The 18,590-nt window shown below is 50.2% G+C and carries 9 protein-coding genes; 3 read left to right on the top strand and 6 right to left on the bottom strand.

From position 1 onward, the window contains the following. The first annotated feature begins 29 nt into the window (after nucleotides 1-29). Nucleotides 30-2,489, top strand: a complete 2,460-nt coding sequence (locus ACN0S4_RS11580) for a penicillin-binding protein 1A (RefSeq protein WP_417657834.1) — start codon at nucleotides 30-32, stop codon at nucleotides 2,487-2,489. Between the two features lie 5 nt (nucleotides 2,490-2,494). Here ACN0S4_RS11580 and metL read toward each other — a convergent pair whose 3' ends face one another. Beyond that, complete coding sequence (gene metL / locus ACN0S4_RS11575; RefSeq protein ID WP_417657833.1) at nucleotides 2,495-4,990, bottom strand: bifunctional aspartate kinase/homoserine dehydrogenase II; 2,496 nt, start codon at nucleotides 4,988-4,990, stop codon at nucleotides 2,495-2,497. 155 nt (nucleotides 4,991-5,145) lie between these two features. Between metL and metJ the strand changes: the two genes are divergently transcribed. Beyond that, nucleotides 5,146-5,457 carry a met regulon transcriptional regulator MetJ gene (gene metJ, locus ACN0S4_RS11570; protein WP_417657832.1) on the top strand — a complete coding sequence of 104 codons (312 nt, stop codon included), beginning with the start codon at nucleotides 5,146-5,148 and terminating at the stop codon, nucleotides 5,455-5,457. Nucleotides 5,458-5,594: 137 nt separating this feature from the next. Here the strand turns inward: metJ and argH are convergent, their stop codons facing one another. Genes argH through argC form a run of 5 tightly spaced genes read right to left on the bottom strand, consistent with a single transcriptional unit; the run spans nucleotide 5,595 to nucleotide 11,416 of the window. Continuing rightward, a complete protein-coding gene (argH, locus tag ACN0S4_RS11565) occupies nucleotides 5,595-7,436 on the bottom strand; it encodes an argininosuccinate lyase (RefSeq protein ID WP_417657831.1) in 1,842 nt (613 codons plus the stop codon). Next, nucleotides 7,433-8,662 carry an argininosuccinate synthase gene (locus ACN0S4_RS11560; protein WP_417657830.1) on the bottom strand — a complete coding sequence of 410 codons (1,230 nt, stop codon included), beginning with the start codon at nucleotides 8,660-8,662 and terminating at the stop codon, nucleotides 7,433-7,435. The genes argH and ACN0S4_RS11560 overlap by 4 nt, the downstream gene beginning before the upstream one ends. Then, nucleotides 8,659-9,573 (bottom strand): ornithine carbamoyltransferase, encoded by a 915-nt coding sequence (argF, locus tag ACN0S4_RS11555; RefSeq protein WP_417657829.1) that lies wholly within the window; start codon nucleotides 9,571-9,573, stop codon nucleotides 8,659-8,661. Before argF ends, ACN0S4_RS11560 begins: the two co-directional genes overlap by 4 nt. Nucleotides 9,574-9,620: 47 nt before the next feature. Continuing rightward, the gene (gene argB / locus ACN0S4_RS11550) at nucleotides 9,621-10,391 is read right to left on the bottom strand and encodes an acetylglutamate kinase (protein WP_417657828.1); all 771 of its coding nucleotides are present in this window, start codon (nucleotides 10,389-10,391) and stop codon (nucleotides 9,621-9,623) included. After that, a complete protein-coding gene (gene argC / locus ACN0S4_RS11545; protein WP_417657827.1) occupies nucleotides 10,388-11,416 on the bottom strand; it encodes an N-acetyl-gamma-glutamyl-phosphate reductase in 1,029 nt (342 codons plus the stop codon). The genes argB and argC overlap by 4 nt, the downstream gene beginning before the upstream one ends. Nucleotides 11,417-11,655: 239 nt before the next feature. Here argC and ACN0S4_RS11540 point away from each other — a divergent pair. Then, nucleotides 11,656-18,590 (top strand): InlB B-repeat-containing protein (locus ACN0S4_RS11540; protein ID WP_417657826.1); only part of this gene is annotated, 6,935 nt, incomplete at its 3' end.

Raw genomic sequence — 18,590 nt, 5'->3', positions numbered from 1 at the left:
GCAGTAAAATCGAGTAGTAAGGGGCAGTTTTGAAGATTCTAAAGTGGTTTCTGATCACATTCGCAGCCATGACAGTGCTGGGTGCGCTGGTGACCGGTGGACTCTACTGGTACATGAAAGATGACCTACCCAGTGTTGCTGAGCTTCGCGAAGTTCGCCTGCAAACCCCTATGCAGGTGTATTCTTCTGATGGAGAACTCATCGCTCAATTCGGTGAAATTCGGCGAATTCCTCTGCGTTTAGACGAAATCCCAGCGACCTTGCAGGAAGCTTTCTTAGCGACAGAAGATACCCGCTTTTACGATCACTTTGGTATTGACCCTATTGGTGTTGCTCGCGCGTTCACTCAATTGATGGTCACCGGTGAGATTCAGGGTGGCGGTAGTACTATCACGCAGCAACTCGCTCGAAACTTCTATTTAAGCTTTGAACAAACCTGGACGCGGAAAATAAAAGAAGCCTTTATTTCCCTGCATATGGAGAGTCAGCTCAGCAAGGATGAAATTCTGGAGTTGTACTTAAATAAAATTACGTTTGGACATCGAGCACATGGTGTTGGCGCCGCGGCGCAGGTGTATTACGGCAAAGAAGTGGGTGACTTAACCATTGCCCAAATGGCAATGATTGCAGGGTTACCAAAAGCCCCTTCGACTATGAATCCCATTTCTAACCCAGAACGAGCTCGGGAGCGTCGGGCTGTGGTGTTGGGACGGATGCTGGATGAAAAGGTTATTACCCTTGAACAGTATGAAAATGCGTTGAAAGAGCCGGTTGAAACTCGTTTCCACGGGCCTGAAGTCACCATGAATGCTCCTTACCTTGCGGAAATGGTTCGAGCCGAAATGGTCACGCGTTATGGCGAGGATCTTGCCTACAACAGTGGTTTCAAGGTGTACACCACAGCCAGTGCTAAGCAGCAACGCGCGGCACAGCTGGCGGTACAAAACAATTTACATGCCTACGATGAGCGCCATGGTTACCGTGGCCCCGAGGCAGTGTTGTGGGAAGCTGAGGATGAAGCGTGGCAGCCTGCCCAAATTCGCGAACATTTGCGAGACGTTGATGCACTGGGCTTAACCTATCCTGCGGTTGTGCTGGGTGTACAAGATCAACAAGCGATGGTCCTGCGCGGCAGTGGCGAGCCCGTTACCCTGAAGTGGGATGGCTTAAAGTGGGCGCGGGCATACATGAATGCGGAACGTCAGGGTGCTGCGCCGCAAAATGCCGCGGAAATCCTTCAAGCTGGACAACAAATTCGTATTCGTTTAACTGAAAATGGCTGGCGCTTAGCGCAAGTACCTGAACCTGGCGCTGCCATAGTGGCCTTGCGTCCTCAGGACGGAGGTATTGCGGCGGCAGTGGGCGGTTATAGTTTCCGTATCAGTCAATATAACCGAGCGACACAGGCAGAGCGGCAAGCGGGTTCCAACATTAAACCGTTTATCTATTCGGCTGCGTTAGAGAATGGATTTACGTTAGCGACATTGGTCAACGACGCACCTATTAATCAATGGAATCCGGGTAGCGGTATTGCGTGGCGGCCACGTAACTCGCCGGATGTGTATGAAGGACCCATTCGCGTTCGTGAAGCCTTCGCAAAATCGAAGAACGTCGTGTCAGTGCGGTTATTGCGCTCTATGGGTGTGAATACAACGGTTGAATATTTGACTCGGTTTGGCTTTGCTTTTGACGAGTTGCCGCGCAACGAATCGTTGAGTTTAGGCTCCGCGTCTATGACACCGCTTGAGATTGCGCGTGGTTACGCTGTGTTTGCGAACGGTGGCTTCTTGGTCACGCCATACTTCATCGAACGAATTGAAGATGCCAGTGATAATACAATTTTCCAAGCTCGGCCTGCTGTGGCTTGTGTATTGTGTGAAACTGAGCGCGAAGTGAATCAAGCGCCACAAGTGATCACCGAGCAGAACGCATTCTTAATTACACAAGCCATGAACTCTGCAGTCTGGGGTGGTGGTAGTTGGCAGCACAAAACCGGTTGGAATGGCACCGCGTGGCGCATTCAACGTTCGCAACCAATTGTTCGCAAAGCCGACCGTAATGTTGTGGGTAAGACGGGTACGACCAACGACGTTAAAGATACTTGGTTCTCGGGCTATGTCAGTGGTTTGGTAACCACAGCGTGGGTTGGCTTCGATAATCTTGAGCGTGCGCTGGGCTCAAGCACCATGAATGAAAACTTAGATAGTTCTGAGCAAGAAATTAGTGGTGTTGAGGCAGGTGCGAAAACCGCTTTGCCAATGTGGATTGAGTTTATGGAAACAGCGGTTCAGGACGTTCCGACTGAGCCATTTGATGTGCCACCGGGCCTTGTGTCAGCGCGCATTGATATGGCGACCGGAAAACTAAGCCGCAATAGCGACTACACCACGAGATTTGAATACTTTCTGCCGGGCACTGCGCCCACTGAGTATGCGGAAGAAGGTTCTTCATCGTCGAATATCTTCGACGATGAAGACTCTATTTTCTGAGGAAGTTAGTCATCAGCTCGGTTACTGAGGCGACTCAATAACTGGTTCAAATCAGACTGAACGCCGCCGGCAGTCACTTCTTTGCCGGCGCCAGGTCCGCTAATCACTAATGGCATTTCTGAGTACCAATCGGTATAGATAACGAAGATATTCTCCCCCGGTATCAAGTTGGCGAGCATATCGCCCTCAGGAATGTACTCGATGCCGACTCTTGCTCGCACATGGTCATCGTCTTGACGGGCAAAGCTTGCTAGTAGACGTGGCACCTTGCCGGTTTTCTGCGCGTCAGCGTAGAGATCCTGCATTGAGTCGTCCAGCTCCGGCAGGCGCTGCATAAATTCTTCCAGCGAAATATCCTCGAGATGCTCTGGCAGCAAACTATCGATATCAATGTCTTGCCAATCGAGTTTCAACCCGATTTCGCGTGCCAAAATCAGCAGCTTACGAACAATGTCTTGGCAGGTTAAATCCTCACGTGGATCGGGCTCACTCAGACCACGAACCTTCGCCTCTCGAACCAAGTCACTGAACTTTACATCAGCATTAAAGTTTTCGAATAACCACGACATGGTGCCCGAGAAAATGCCGGAAATGCTGCGAATTTCATCGCCCTGATTACGCAGATCATTGAGCGCATAATTCAGTGGCAGGCCAGCCCCCACGGTGGTGTTGTAGTACCACTCGCGTTTGTACTCGCGCTGAATTGTCCGAATTTCATTGTATTGCGCTTCACCAGAGGCACCAGCGCGTTTGTTCGCACTAATAATGTGTAATCCGTTCGCAAAGAAGCTGGGGTATTGTTGTGCGACCTCAATTGAGTCGGTGAGATCAAGCATCACCAGCTCATCATACGGAGCATTGGGTAGTTCAGTGATCAGCTGACTCATCTCATAGGGTTTCGCCAGTTGCTCAAAACTGTCCTCCCAATCCGCTAATTCAACGCCATTGTAGTCGAGCCATAAAAGCGTGGAGTTAACGATCCCGATAATGCGCACGTCCATTTGCTCGTTAATACGTTCGCGTAAACGTCGATACAGCGACAACCAAGCACTACCGATGTTACCGCGACCAACTACTAGCACGCCGAGACTGCGACGGTAGTTAAAGATTTGACTGTGCACGCGGTTCAGCAAGCGGTTGTCGAGCTTTTGCTCAAGAATGGCGATAACCGCGTTTGCGTCTGGCGAAAAGCTCAACCGACGCAAATTTTGCTCGCTCAATTCACGTTTGAATACTTGGTATTCCTCGGTTTCTTGAATTCGGTTACCCACCATCGCAATCATGGAGTAGCCAGACATTTGGGTGACATGGTCGTGCACATCAACTTGCTCAAGCCAATGCGCCATGAAATCCAAATGGTTTTGGTGATAGGCATAATAAGCGTGTTGCTGCTTAACCTCGTTCCAGCTAATCAGCGGCGTCAGGTCGAGATCTTCAAACTGTTGTACGAGCTTGGCGTCACTCAAATCGACGCGAAATAACACGACCTCAGACAATGCTGTTAAAACTTTGCCGCGCGGCTCAGTGTCATCGTATTGGCCGATACGCGTTTGCTGATTTTCAACTTTCAAGCTGGAGCGAACGGCGATAACCATGCGCTCACGATTGACCGGTTGGAAGGTGCGCGGGTGCAGCACGGGGCTGCCCAAACGTGCTAATTCTTCGGCTTCTTGCCAATCTAAAATAGGTAGGCTTACGACTCGCTCGACTTTACGAGGGTCAGCTGAGTACACACCGGCAACGTCTTTCCAAATGGTCACTTGCTTGGCATCAATGAGGCTGCCAACCAAAGTTGCGGAGTAGTCACTACCGTTGCGACCAAGAATTAGTGAGTTACCTTCTGGGTCACGGCAAATGAAGCCAGTGACGATAAAGCGGGTTCCATGATGCGGCGCAATGCGCTCTAGCAACGCTTCTCGAGAAGGCTCGACGCGAATGAATGGCTCAGGTGCGTCATCGGCAACTAAGAAGGTTCGCGCATCAATATAGTCGGCGGTGATGCCTTGTTGAATCAAGAGTGCTGACAGTAGTCGCGCAGACCACAGCTCGCCATAGGACAATAGTTCTGGACGACGAGTGATTTCCTCTTCGCCATCGAGCCAGCCTTGCCAACGATCAAAATCGTGCTCGGACAGCTCTAAAATGCGTTCTTGATGCTCACCGGACAAGAGGTCTTTGATCAGGCCTTGCTGATACTTCTTGAGCTGATTCAATAAAACTTGAGCGATGCCGAGGCTATCCTCGTCATGCGCTGCATCTTCCTTGGCATCAATAATGGCAAGGATGCGGTTGGTGGTGTCACCGGCTGCTGATACGACAACGAGGTCGCTAGCACCGGCATACTCGGTCACGATGCGTGCGACGCGGCGGTAACAATAGGCATCGGCAAGGCTGCTGCCGCCGAATTTGTGTACCTGTACTTGGTCTGCAACGGTCTGTATTTGTTCTGCTGTAATGTTGGTTCCAACCACCATGATGCGTGTGCGTTCTCCTGTATGCATGCGCGCAAAGCATTGATTATAGATAAGGTGTGCCGGTCTATAAAGCGACTTGCTTGGTTTTTACTCAAAAAGACGTATAGATAGCTAAAAGTTGACTGTAGCGGTGAGGGCAGTACAATTCAATACAAAGCTTGGGGTTATGCGACGAGGTGAGCATGAAGTGGGACGGCGAATACATCTATCCATACGTGGAACACGGTCATAAAAGTGAACACGTCAAAAAAATTACGGTATCGATTCCAACGCGAGTCCTGAAAGTGCTTACTGACGAACGGACCCGTCGCCAAATCAAAAACCTCCGTCACGCCACGAACAGCGAACTGCTGTGCGAAGCCTTCCTCCATGCTTTTACGGGTCAACCGCTACCTACTGACGACGATCTTCGCAAAGACAATCCCAACAAAATTCCAGCTGAAGTGCGCGCCGAACTCGAACGCCGCGGCCTCCCCATCCCCGACGAAGACTAGCTCGTGCGGCGGGGTTGGTTGTTGCTTCGCTCCGGATTGATCCACGCTACGCAGCAACCAGCCTGCTTCGACTGTATTCGTCTTTTTCGAATAGCGAAGCGGACGAACAGCGGAGCGTACGAACAACGACACACGCTCTACAATAAATACTCCAACGCGATTTCATCGCAGGCGTGTTTCTTCGGACAGATCTCGCAATCCTTCATGACTTTCTCTGGTAGCTTTTCTTTGACCGTGAGCCGAAAGTTAAGCTTGCCGAAGAACTCTGGAACGCGAGTGAGTACGATGGTACGAGTAATGCCAAGTTCACGGGCTTTCCAGAGTAGGAAGGCAACGAGTTCGGCACCTAACCCTTTACCTTGTGCGATGGGGAAGAGGCCCAGCGAGCGGATTTCGGCGAGGCCGGTGCTGTAAACGTAAAGTGCGGCGCAGCCGACAATTTCGTCATTCAGTTCGGCAATCGCGAAAGTCTGAATGGCTTGCATGATATCGGCTTTACTTCGTGGCAAGTTCTCGCCTTGTTCGGCCCAGTATGCGATGAGTTCGCAGATTTTATCGACATCACTCAAGCGTGCTTGGCGGACGTGTTTGCTCGCAGCTTCGGCGGCATGGAGCCAATCGCTGGCGTGTTTAATGGCTAAGCGGACGGCACTGGGTGCGGTGCCACCTAGAGCACGGCGCTGATTCAATCCGTAGCGAATATCGAGGATTGGGTAGACATCATCGTCGATTAAGTCGCTAACGGTTTTAAACTGCTCAACTGATAATTGTTCGAGTGCGATACCCTGTTGCTGTGCGAGTTGCACGGCGCTTCCGGTTAGATGGTGAGCATCTCGAAATGGTACGCCTTTGCTCACCAAATAATCGGCCAACTCGGTGGCATTACTGTAGCCGAGTGCGGCTTGGAGTTCGGCATGCGCAACGTTAACGCGCACATGAGGAATGGCAAAGGTGCACATTTGTAGGCATTGCAAGTAGGTATGCAGCGCAGCAAACAAGCCTTCTTTGTCTTCTTGCATGTCTTTGTTATAAGCCAGCGGTAAGCCTTTTAAGGTGGTTTGCAACGCAACTTGATGACCGATAACTCGACCTGCTTTGCCACGTAATAGTTCGAACAAGTCTGGATTCTTCTTCTGCGGCATCAATGACGAACCACTGCTGATTTTGTCACTCATGCTGAAGCAACCTGACTCGCCTGAACAATAAAAAATGGCGTCCTCAGCTAAGCGTGAGAGGTGAATCATGCCGATGCTGGCTGTATTCAAGAGATCCAGTGCAAAGTCGCGGTCGGATACGCCATCAAGGCTATTTTCATTGGCCTGACGGAAGCCGAGTTCCTGCGCTAACGCACTGCGATCAATGGGGGCTGTGGTGCCGGCGAGTGCCCCGCTCCCTAGTGGGCAAACGTCCATGCGTTTGAGACCATCTTTGAGACGTGACACATCACGTTGCAGCATTTGCACGTAGGCCATGGCCCAGTGACCAGCCACGATAGGCTGTGCTCGCTGCAGATGCGTGTAGCCGGGTAACAGTGCATCACTGTATTGCTCAGCAAAAGTCAGTAGCGCTTGGATAAGGACTAAGTTGGTACTGACCAGCTGTTGCGCGAACTGTTTGCAGAACAAACGCAGGTCGGTTGCCACTAAATCATTGCGACTACGACCAGTGTGCAGCTTTTTCGCGGTACTGCCGATGCGATTGATAAGCTCTGCTTCTACCCAGCTGTGAATATCTTCGGCATCGGTTTGCAGAGGTAATTGTGGATCTTTTGCAACGGCTTTGACGAGGTCTTGCAGTGCAGTTTGCAACTGCTGATTTTCATCAGCAGTCAGCAATTGCGCGGCATGAAGCGCCTGCGCCCAAGCCTGTGAAGCCTGTAAATCAAAAGGTGCTAGCACATAGTCAAAGGCTAGCGAGTCATTAAATTGTTTGAACTCAGCGGCGCTGGGTTCGCTGAACCGTCCACCCCACAAACTCATGATGATTGATCTCCACCTTCGGCTTGGCCATGCAGTGCGCGAATACGTGACGCCAGGCTATATAGGCGAATAAAGCCCTCAGCATGTTTCTGATTATAGACTTCGTCTTCGTCGAATGTCGCGAATGCATTGGAATAGAGGCTATTCGGGCTCTGCCGCTGAGTCACGGTAACGTTGCCTTTGTAAAGCTTCACGACAACGTCGCCGGTCAATGGCTCTGCAATGTTCTCGGCAGCAGCCAAGAGTGCGTGGCGGAGCGGAGTAAACCAACGGCCGTCGTACATAAGTTGGGCGAACTCATTGCCCAAACGAATACGGTAATCGAGCACGCTACGGTCAAGAACCAGCGACTCCAATCCGAGCAATGCCGCACGCAAGACAGCGCCTGCTGGAGTTTCGTAACAGCCCCGCGACTTCATACCCACTAAGCGATTCTCGACCATATCAAGACGACCAACACCGTGTGCACCAGCAACGTTATTTAAGTGCAAAATGGCGTCAACGGCGCTACATTCCTGACCGTCAATGTGTGAGAGTTCGCCTCGTTGGAAAGACAGCTGTATGTATTGCGGTTTGTCCGGTGCTTGTTCTGGTGCAGCGGTCCACGTCCAGACTTGTTCGCTCGGCTCACACCAAGGATCTTCTAGCTCGCCGCCCTCGGTAGAGATGTGCCAGAGGTTGGCGTCGCGACTGTAGATTTTGGTTGCCGACGCACTGCAGGGAATATTCCGCTCTGCTAAATAGGCCAGCAACTGTGGACGCGAACGCATAGACCACTCACGCCAGGGAGCAATGACCTTGAGTTCAGGTGCTAAGGCGGCAAAGGCTGATTCAAAGCGCACTTGGTCATTACCTTTACCAGTACAGCCGTGGCACAGCGCATCGGCGCCTACTTGTTTAGCAATAGCGACCTGCGCTTCCGCGATGATTGGCCGCGCTAAAGCCGTGCCGAGTAAGTACTGACCTTCATAAATGGCGCCGGTTTTGAGGGTTGGATAAATGACTTCGCGAGCGAACTTTTCTTTCAAGTCGACTACATGACAGCTACTTGCACCAGAGGCGATGGCTTTGGCTTCAACGCCTTCGAGTTCTTCATCACCCTGACCGACATCAGCCACAAATGCGACGACTTCGCAGTCATAATTTTCCTTCAACCACGGCACAATAGCTGAGGTATCAAGACCGCCGGAGTAGGCTAGTACGACTTTATTGACGCTGGAATTCATGTGGCCGATCCTTCAAATAGGGTAACTAAAATAGCGTTTTGCGCATGTAAACGGTTTTCGGCTTGCTGCAGCACCAGCGACTGTTCGCTATCGATGACTTCAGCGGTCACTTCACGGCCCCGATAGGCCGGCAAACAGTGCATAAAAAACTTAGCATGTAAGCGCTTCATCAAATCCGAATTCACTTGATAAGGGGCAAAATCATGCATCACTTGATTGCTGTCGCGCTCTTGCCCCATTGAGAACCAAGTATCTGTATAAATAGCATCTGTTTTTTGCAATTGCGTTAAATCATGCGTCACGGTAATTGTTGCACCCGTGCTACTACCCAATTTCTGCGCATCAGCGACCCGTTGAGCATCTGGCGCATAACCTGCCGGAGTCACAATTTGTAGTGACAACCCGGTGAGTGCGGCACCTGCAATCAAGGCGTGACAGACGTTATTGCCATCACCTATCCAGGTCAGGTGTGTCTGTTTCAGGTCTCCACACTGCTCTTGTAATGTCAGTAAATCGGCAAGTGCTTGGCACGGATGGCACTCATCGCTTAACGCGTTAATCACTGGTTTCGGTGACGCCTGAGCCAGTTCAACTAACGTCGATTGCTGATAGACCCGTGCGACAATAGCGTCGTGCCATAGCGCTAAGTTGGCGCCGACGTCGCTTGCCGGTTCGCGCTCACCCATCAGGCCAGCGGCCTCCAAATAGATACTGTGTCCGCCCAAGCGATTGATGCCCGCAGCAAAGCTGGCGCGCGTGCGCAGAGAGGGCTTTTCAAACAGTAACGCAATGCTTTTACCGTGCAGGACTTGGCTCCAAGCTGCTGGGCGTTGCTTAATGGTGTGGCTGAGTTGCAATAAAGCGTCAGCCTGTTGCGCGGTTAAATCGCGCAGTTGCAATAAATCATGCATGAATTCGATTCACTTATAGTCTTGTGTTTAAGAGTTAAAGAATGGCGTTAGTCGATGCGAATGCGGGTTCCGGCTGCTTCACCCTTTGCCAATCGGGTTAGCGCTGTGGCATCTTGCCAGCCGGCCACCGCGATGCTTCGTCGCGAGGCTTTCGCTGCGGCTAGCGCCGCATTGAGTTTGACGACCATGCCGTCGCGAATAGTGCCATCAGCCAGCAAGGCTTCGGCTTGTTCGGCGCGAATGGTCTCGATGAGTTGTCCCTGTTGATCAAGAATGCCAGGGACATCGGTCAGTAGAATAAGATCGGCATGCAGCAACTGTGCGACAGCAGCTGCCGCTAGGTCAGCGTTCACATTGAGGCGTTGACCTTCGGCACTAACCCCAATAGAGCTGATGACCGGAACAAAATTCTGGTCGAGCAATAATTGCAATAGGGTGGCATCGCCCGGTTCAGGATTGCCAACAGCACCTAACTCCGAGTTGACATCACACCGAATCGAGTGCCCAGCAAACAAGGTCAGTCCGACAGTATTCAGGCCGAGCTTCTGTCCGACTGCACACAAGGCAGAATTCACATCACCGGCAAGCACACCAGCAACTATAGGCATGTGAGTTTCTAAGGTAACGCGCTGTCCCGCCACCTTAGCGCTTTGGAAACCGAGCTGTTCGAGTTGCTGTTGAACCTGATCGCCGCCACCGTGAACCACAACAAGCGTGCGAATAGCCGCCAGCCGAACCAGAATCGTCAGAACATGTTCAAGTGCCGCAGCATCTTGCAATGCACGTCCACCAAGCTTGATGACCAGAGGCGTTGTCATACCACCCCCGTAGACTGCAACAGTCCGGTTTCGGTGCTGAGCCCAAAATATTGATTAGTAAGTTGTACCGCTTGAGAGGCCGCTCCTTTGAGCAGGTTATCAATCGCGACACAGACAACGACGTGTTGATTCTGAACTTGCCAATACACGTCGGCAAAAGGTGTGCGCTCGATGTGTGCCTGCGCTGGGGGCTGCTTCACCAATCGGACAAGTGGCTGTGACTCGTACGCTTCTAGAAACGCTGACTCGACGTCTTGGACCGAAACATCGTCGGCAAGTTGTGCATAGATAGTCGCGACAATACCGCGTTTGAAATTACCCAAGTGTGGGACAAACACGACATCACGTTCCAAAAATTGGCTTATTTCGGGTTGGTGACGATGTGTGGTGACGCCGTAGGCTTGCAAACTAACCTCAGCAAATTGCGTAGTCAGATTGGCCTTCCGTCCAGCACCCGAAACGCCGCTCACTGCACTGATAAAAGGTGTGCAGTCTGTTCGTAAAAGCTTCGTGATCGGCTTCAAACCCAATCCAGCTGCGGTTGGATAACAACCAGCCACGGCAACCAAAGTTTCAGTACCTTTCAACTGAGTGAATTCGGCTATGCCATAAGGAACGGAGTGGGACTCCGCAAGTTCACGCGTAAATCCGTAAGTTGCTTGATGCAGAGTTTCATCGCGCAGCCGAAAAGCTCCCGATAAATCAAACACGGTAATACCTTGTTCAATCAACTGCGGGGCAATCTCTGCGCTGGCCTCATGCGGGAGCGCCAAAAAAACCACTCGAACCTGTTGACCAAGGGGAATCAACAGATCCGAGTGCCAAGGTTGCAGAACTACATCTAACCGACCCTGTAACTGTGGGTACAAGGCTGCGGCCGCTTCTGCGGTGCGTGCGCTGGAGGTAAACGCGTGAACTAGATGAAAGTGCGGGTGCTGATGCAGCAGCCACGCCAACTCAATGCCGGTATAGCCACTGGCTCCGAACACTGCGCATGGAATGGATTGTGAACTGCTGCTGACCACAATTTCACCTTATTGAATGAAGATGATTAAATTCTAATGAATATAAATTCATAAAACAAGAATAAATATTTTATTTTAGATTGCTCTTAATGACAATTGTCATATGAATCAACAATTTCATTTACAAATAATATATATTGTCATATACGGCATAACTTTAGGTATAACGTTGACGGGTTAATTTCTCACCGATATCTTTACGTTGTGTTTACAATGTATGGCAACAAAGACCCTTAAATGTGCTGAAAACAATTATAAAAACAACAGTCGCTCTTGCGCTTGTTGGTTCCACAGTTCACGTTAGCGCTGATCCATTCCCACCAAACTGGGATAATGGCTCGGGCGCTGCTGTGCATTTCAGTCCAGTGGCATGGCCGGATGAACCGGCCAATCCTCAAAGCTGTGGTGATAATTGTGGTGATTGGAAACCTTACACCCGTTTCCAAAACAGCATGAATGATTTGAGAAATAAGGATCCATCCAATGGCGGCACCTCTCCGCAGTCTTATGTAAACGTCTCATCGTCATGCTCTGATGGTGATCTACCGAGTATTTATTACTACCTTCATCAAGGTCCGACTCCGGAACAAGACGTGGTCATGTTTCGCTGGCGCGTGGAAGCAGCCCCGAATACTTATGCAACTGGACCCAATACTGGAAGTTACGGATCGAGTGACCCTTGGTCATCAGCGCTTTGGAGCGTTTTATTTGACGTGGATGGCACCGGTTACACCTCGCTGGCCGCGCATTTAGATGGTTCTTCCGGCTCTCCAAGTACCGCAATCGACAAGTTGGTTGGTATCTGGAGCAAAAATAACAATCATAGTTTGGACTATGTTAGTGACCCGAATGTTGTTCAGTTAGCTCACAACCCGACAGCTTTTGTTGGGCCAACCGGTAAAATTCTGAACTTCAACGGTACCAATACTCCCAGTGAATCTTGGCCAAATGGCTCAGGTGAAACGGAGTGGGACTATGGTTCAACTCGCGCCAAGTTGGTCAGTACCAGTTCATGTAATGAGTATTTTGTGGATTACCAAATTCCGGTGGCGATGTTAGATGCATCAGCTGAGGGTGGTCCAAAGATTACTCGCGAAACCCCTATTGCAATGCTGTTCTGTACTGCAAACAGTCTGAATAATCCATTTCAAAAAGACTGTGCAATTAGCAACAACTGGACCGCAAATAGCGCCAAACCAGCACCTTTCGGTGACTACATCTCATTTAATCAAGAAGAGTCCTACTCTCAACCGATTATAAAAAGTCTCAATGCAGATGCTCCGCTCACCTGTCCCGGAAGTTTCGAACTTGAAGCCATTGTTCAAGATGCATTAGCACTGCAGAGCGGCGAAGTGGTTCCGTCGGTAAAAGGCGTAGATTTCTATTATTGGTACGATCAGAATTCGAACGGTGAAGCCGACGAAGCTGATGGTGAGTGGGTAAAGGTTCCGCAGTCGGCGGCGCTGGCTCAAGGCAGTCAGAATTTATGGGAGGCAAGTTGGGATTCGACATCGCTTCCGAAAGGTAGGTATTTGATCGGTGCTCAAGCGGTCGACGATAATACTAAAGTTGATACAGGTATGACCCCATCCGGTGTAGATAACCGGACTTTTTCGTATCTAACGGGTGATGCAGCGAACAAAATCTATATTGATGGCACTTGGACGACTGGCCAGCAAGCTGCATTTCCCGATCATTCGCCAAGTATAACGCCTAGTGCAACCGAAAATTGGTATGCCAACCCTGCGGTCAGTGAGCAACAAATATTTTTGATCAGTACCGCTATAAACGCTTGCGGTGTCTCTCCGGCAATTGATTATAGTGTTTCGAAAAGTGAGCTAGCCGCAGGTGAAAGTACAGATTTCACCGTCACGATTACCAATCCACCGACCAATATTTCGGTCGATTTGGATGATATCGTGGTCGAATTACCACCAGGCTTTACCTACACCGCAGCCTCTGCAGCAGGAACTGGCGGTCTGCCCTCAACCGAACCGACAATTGTCGGAGACCAGCTCATTTGGGCGAACACCTCTACTCTGGCGGCTGGAGCAACGGCCACTTTAGATTTTAGTGCTACAGCGACATCGACTGCAGGGCAATACAATTCCAGCGTTTCGACCGTTTCTAGTTTTGGTTTGTTAGAGAGTGAGCCGGTCGCCCTCAATGTAGATGGTGTGCGCCTATCACTAGACATATTACCGAGTTCTTATTCGATAGTTGCAAATGGTTCGTCACAGCTGACTTACACCATCCAATACAGCAATGACTCCTCGTTGGTCTTGCAAGATCCGACGCTTGATTTCGTACTGCCAACTGGAGTCACTTATGTAAGTTGTTCAGGCGGTGATGCTTGCTCAGAGAACGCTAATACGGTGACTTTCGGTTTGCCTGATCTAGGGAGTTATGACTCAGGATCGGTCACTGTCGTGATTACAGTTCCTGAGTCTTGGACTAGCTCCTCACTAAATGTTACAGCGGAATTAGCGGCAACTGCTCCAGATACTTCGGAAGTCACAAAATCAGCTTCACGGAAGGTTTCGGTATCGGGCTATCAGATTGTGGGTGAACCGGAAATGCGGATCACTAAGACCGCCAACGCGGTAACCGTGACTCCGGGGAACACAGTTACATATACCCTGGCGTATGAAAACGTTGGTACAGCTACTGCTGAAAATGTCGTCATTACAGATACGTTGCCAATTGGTGTGACTTACGTGAGTTCTACTTCCAGTGGGGTATTCAGCAGTGGTGATGTGACTTGGTCCATTGGTACGGTAAATGCTGGAGCAACTGGATTTGTGACGCTTACTGTGAGTGCTCCAAATCCATATGTTGGAGCGAACCCGTTTGTCAATAGCGCCTCAATAGATTGGACGGGTGCTGCGGCTCCAATTGGTTCCAATTCAAGTTTTGTTGGGGTTACTGGCAATACCTGTAATACCTATCACTATACCGGTACTAAGTTTAACGCGAATCCGGGCAATGTTTATATTGCGGAAGCACTTGCTGCTGCGCCGAATGGCACTGTTACGGAAGTATTGGCTAGTGTTGGTGGTACGGATACCGAAGTTGCATCCTTTATTCAGGAGCCGGCAGCGCTAACGTCACTCGAGATTAATGGCACCATCGATTCTAATATGTCCATTCAGCGGCCTAGCGGTGGTGGCGTTGTTGTGACCGTGAAAGCCTATTTGTACACCACCTCACGCGGTGCAGAATTAGCGAGCGGAACGGTGACTCGTCAAGGGAGTGACTCGTCAGACGTTACAATTCCCCTTACCTTTGCTAGCGGCGCATTCACTATACCGAAAGACGCACGTATTGAGTTTGTGTATTTAGCGCGCTCGAGTAATGCCAATCAAACACGCGATATTACGCTGCAGTTTGGTGGTCTAGTTACCGGCGTCCCTACCAACTCGAATGCGGTCATTTGTACTCAAAATCCAGCCTCACTCATTATCTCTGCAGCTGTCGAGCCCGATGAAATCGAGGCGGGTTCGACGGAGACACTGACCTATTCGATAGACTATGCAAATACTGGTAATGATCCAGCGGCAAATGCCATCGTTTCAGCTAGTTTGCCGGCCGGCATGACGGCTTGTGAAGCGTCAACCGATGGAACCAATTGGTCGGCCTGTTCAGGCGCAACCTCACATCAATTTGCGACTATTACATCGGTAGGATCAGGTGCAAACGGAACCCTATATTTAAGAGGTGCGGCACCATCAGGCTCGGTGGAGAACGATACGCTTGATTTCACTGCCTCAATTGTAAGTGATGATACGCCATCCATTGGTACGACTGCTCAGACGTCAGTTATTGCTGCGGGCGGTGGTGGCGGTGAAACACCGAATCCAGAGTTATCACTGAGCATTGCAGCAAGCTCCACGTTTATTGTTCCGGTAGAGACAGTCAATTACACGATCAAAGCGGTGAATACAGGAAATACCACACTGGAAAATGTGGTGGTGACCTCTGAATTACCTGTCGCAGATTATTTTGATTATGTGAGCTGTACCGGATGTTCAGTAAGTGGAAACGAGCTCTCTTGGACAATCGCCTCAATGGCAGCTGGTACCGACCAAGATCTGACATTTAGCGCCGAACTGAACGGCACCAATTTGCCTGCAGGCATTTCATTGTTGAGCCACACTGCTGACGCTACCGCCGACGGTGGTGTCAGCGCGGCTGCGAATACTGTGCAACTTAGCGTGAGCGGCAATCCTTCACTTACGGCTGGCTTTACAGCCACACCAAACACTGGGTTAGAGCCAGATGACACTGTTAACTATTCGCTGGTTATTGAGAATGACGGAAATGCGACCGCCACGGATGTGCGAGCTTCGATTCCATTAGCAAATTACTTGTCATTGGCGAGCGATTTGACCATATCAGGCGGAACAGCCACGGTTGACTATGCAAACAATCGACTCATAGTGACAGCAAGCTCTTTAGAGCCTGCTGCCACCATAAATTTGAGTTATTCAACCACTATTGGTGAAATTCCTGCAGGGACGACGACGATTACCAGCAACGCAAAAATTAGTGCTGCGAATGCGGGTCAACAAACTGTAACCAATAGTGTGACCGCAAGCGCGGCACCAATTTTGGGTGTCGATATTTCGTTAGATGGTTCTTCCGCAGTACCAGCGGCAATTGTGAATTCTGCAACAACGGGAACGGTGGTGAACGTTGATCGCACGGTTCACTTCTTAATTGGCCAATATGTAAAGTTCATGGATTCCGGTGAGATTCGCCGAATTGTTGCACTCAATAGTAATTCCATCACCTTAAATAGCACAGTGACGGTTACAGCAGATGAAGAGGTTTATGGCGCTGTTACTGCGGACATAAATTATCGTAATTCAGGAAATGCAGCCGCCACGAGTTCTGAATTGACGGTTGATTTACCGATAGGGTTAACTTTCTATTCGGCGTCACCTGCCGCAACCTCTGACCCCGGAGTCAATAATACCGGCTCAATTACATGGGTACTGGGTACCTTGGATGCTGATGAGGCCGGAACCGCTCAACTGATTCTCTTCTCATCTGGAGCTTCTGGTGCGCAGGCGGTGGACGTGACACTAAGTGAAGCTGCTGTGACTGATGCGACAGATCAAGCAACGATTGCATTTGGCGGTATCACGGTAGAAAAGACTTCAACAGGTAGTCCGATTTTTGCTGGGGATGAAATTGATTATGAAATCACTCTATCGAACAGCTTAGGTAGCTCTGTCAGCGCGGTCTCAGTGGTTGATACATTAGCATCAGGATTTTCATACAAAGCTGGATCTGCAACCGTAGGTGGTGTTGCCAGCGAACCTTCTTTCGACGGTAGTGATACGAGTTTCAATGTACCATCTTGGACTGGCTTAACGGTTCCAGCTTCGGGTAGTCTGGTTATTGCATTTACTGTTGAGGTATCGAGTGATGTCGGTGCTGGAACCTACCAGAACTTAATTCAAACCACCGTACCTTCAAGTGTTGGATTAACAGACTTCGACGGATTGACGAAAACCACTGAAGACGTAAGTGTGGTGGGTATTGATCAGGGCTCGATTAGTGGTTTTGTCTATAAACGTAACGGCACGGCATCATCTTTTGACGCTGAAACTGATACCTTGTTATCCAGCGTAAAAATGGAAATTTATCAAGATGGCGCTGATTGCTCAAATTTGTATGCGACGGATTGTCGAATTACCTACACCGATGACAATGGCGGGTATCAGATCACCGTTCCAACAGGAGAATGGTTCGTTCGAGCGGTTCCTGGAACAGGTGACTTAAATAATTCGTGGAACTTAGTCTTCGGTACGAATGATCAGCCGATCACTGTTGCTGCGGGTGGAAGCTATACCGATACCAAAGGGTACGACGAGGAGGTTATTACCTACACCGTTACTTTCAATGATCATGAGAATCAGTTTATTGCTGACGATGAAGTGAATCATGGTGACGCTGCGACGGCACCAACACCGCCGACTCGCACTGGCTATACCTTTGCGGGTTGGGACACCGACTTTTCGGCGGTGACCAGTGACCTCACAGTAACTGCGACATACACGCTCAATACTTATACCGTTACATTCGATGTTGGTGCGGGTGAGCGAACAGGCGGCGGTGCGTTAGTCCAAACGGTTGACCATGGTTCAGATGCGACAGCACCCACGGTGAACGCTCCAGCAGGCTCAACTTTTTCAGGATGGGATGTTGGGTTTACCAATGTGACGGCTGATATAACTGTTACAGCTCAGTATGCAGTGATTCAGTATACCGTTCGGTTCCTCGACTGGGACGGTGCGGTACTTAAATCAGAAACGGTGAATTGGGGTGGTGCTGCAACCGCACCTGGATCTCCGTCGCGCACCGGCTATACCTTTACAGGCTGGAACCCCTCTGACTATTCCTCAATTACCGAAAATACAGATATCACCGCGCAGTATTCAATTAACCAGTACACCGTCACCTTTGAAGACTTTGATGGTTCTGCGCTAGGCACAGATACCGTTGATTACAATACAGCCGCGACTGCACCGACGGATCCAACACGCACCGGTTACACCTTTACCGGTTGGGATACCTCGTTCACGAATGTGACTGGGGATATTACGGTTACTGCCGAATACACTATTAATACCTACACAGTCACCTTTAACCTGAATGGTGGCACAAGAACCGGTGGTGGTGAGCTCACGCAAACTGTGAACCACGGTTCAGCAGCAACCGCTCCTATTTTTGACGAACCAACTGGCGAGACCTTTACGGGTTGGAGCACCACGTTTGATAACGTGACGTCAGACCTAACCGTTAACGCGCTTTATGATGATGTGACCTTAACGGTTCGCTTCCTCGATCACGATGCTGAAGTTCTGAAGACTGAGTCGGTTGTTTATGGCTCGGGTGCAACCGCCCCGACCGATCCAACGCGCACCGGCTATACCTTCACCGGTTGGTCACCAGCAGATTACTCAAATATCACCACCGATACGGATGTCACCGCGCAGTACTCGATTAATGAGTACACGGTGACCTTTGTCGACCATGACGCAACTGAGCTCAAAGTCGAGACGGTTGATTATGGCAATGACGCGACGGCACCGACGGATCCAACACGCACCGGTTACACCTTTACCGGTTGGGATACCTCGTTCACGAATGTGACTGGGGATAT

The sequence above is a fragment of the Pseudidiomarina aestuarii genome (genome assembly GCF_048263735.1).
GTDB lineage: Bacteria > Pseudomonadota > Gammaproteobacteria > Enterobacterales > Alteromonadaceae > Pseudidiomarina > Pseudidiomarina aestuarii_B.
This window is presented reverse-complemented; position numbering and strand designations above follow the sequence as displayed.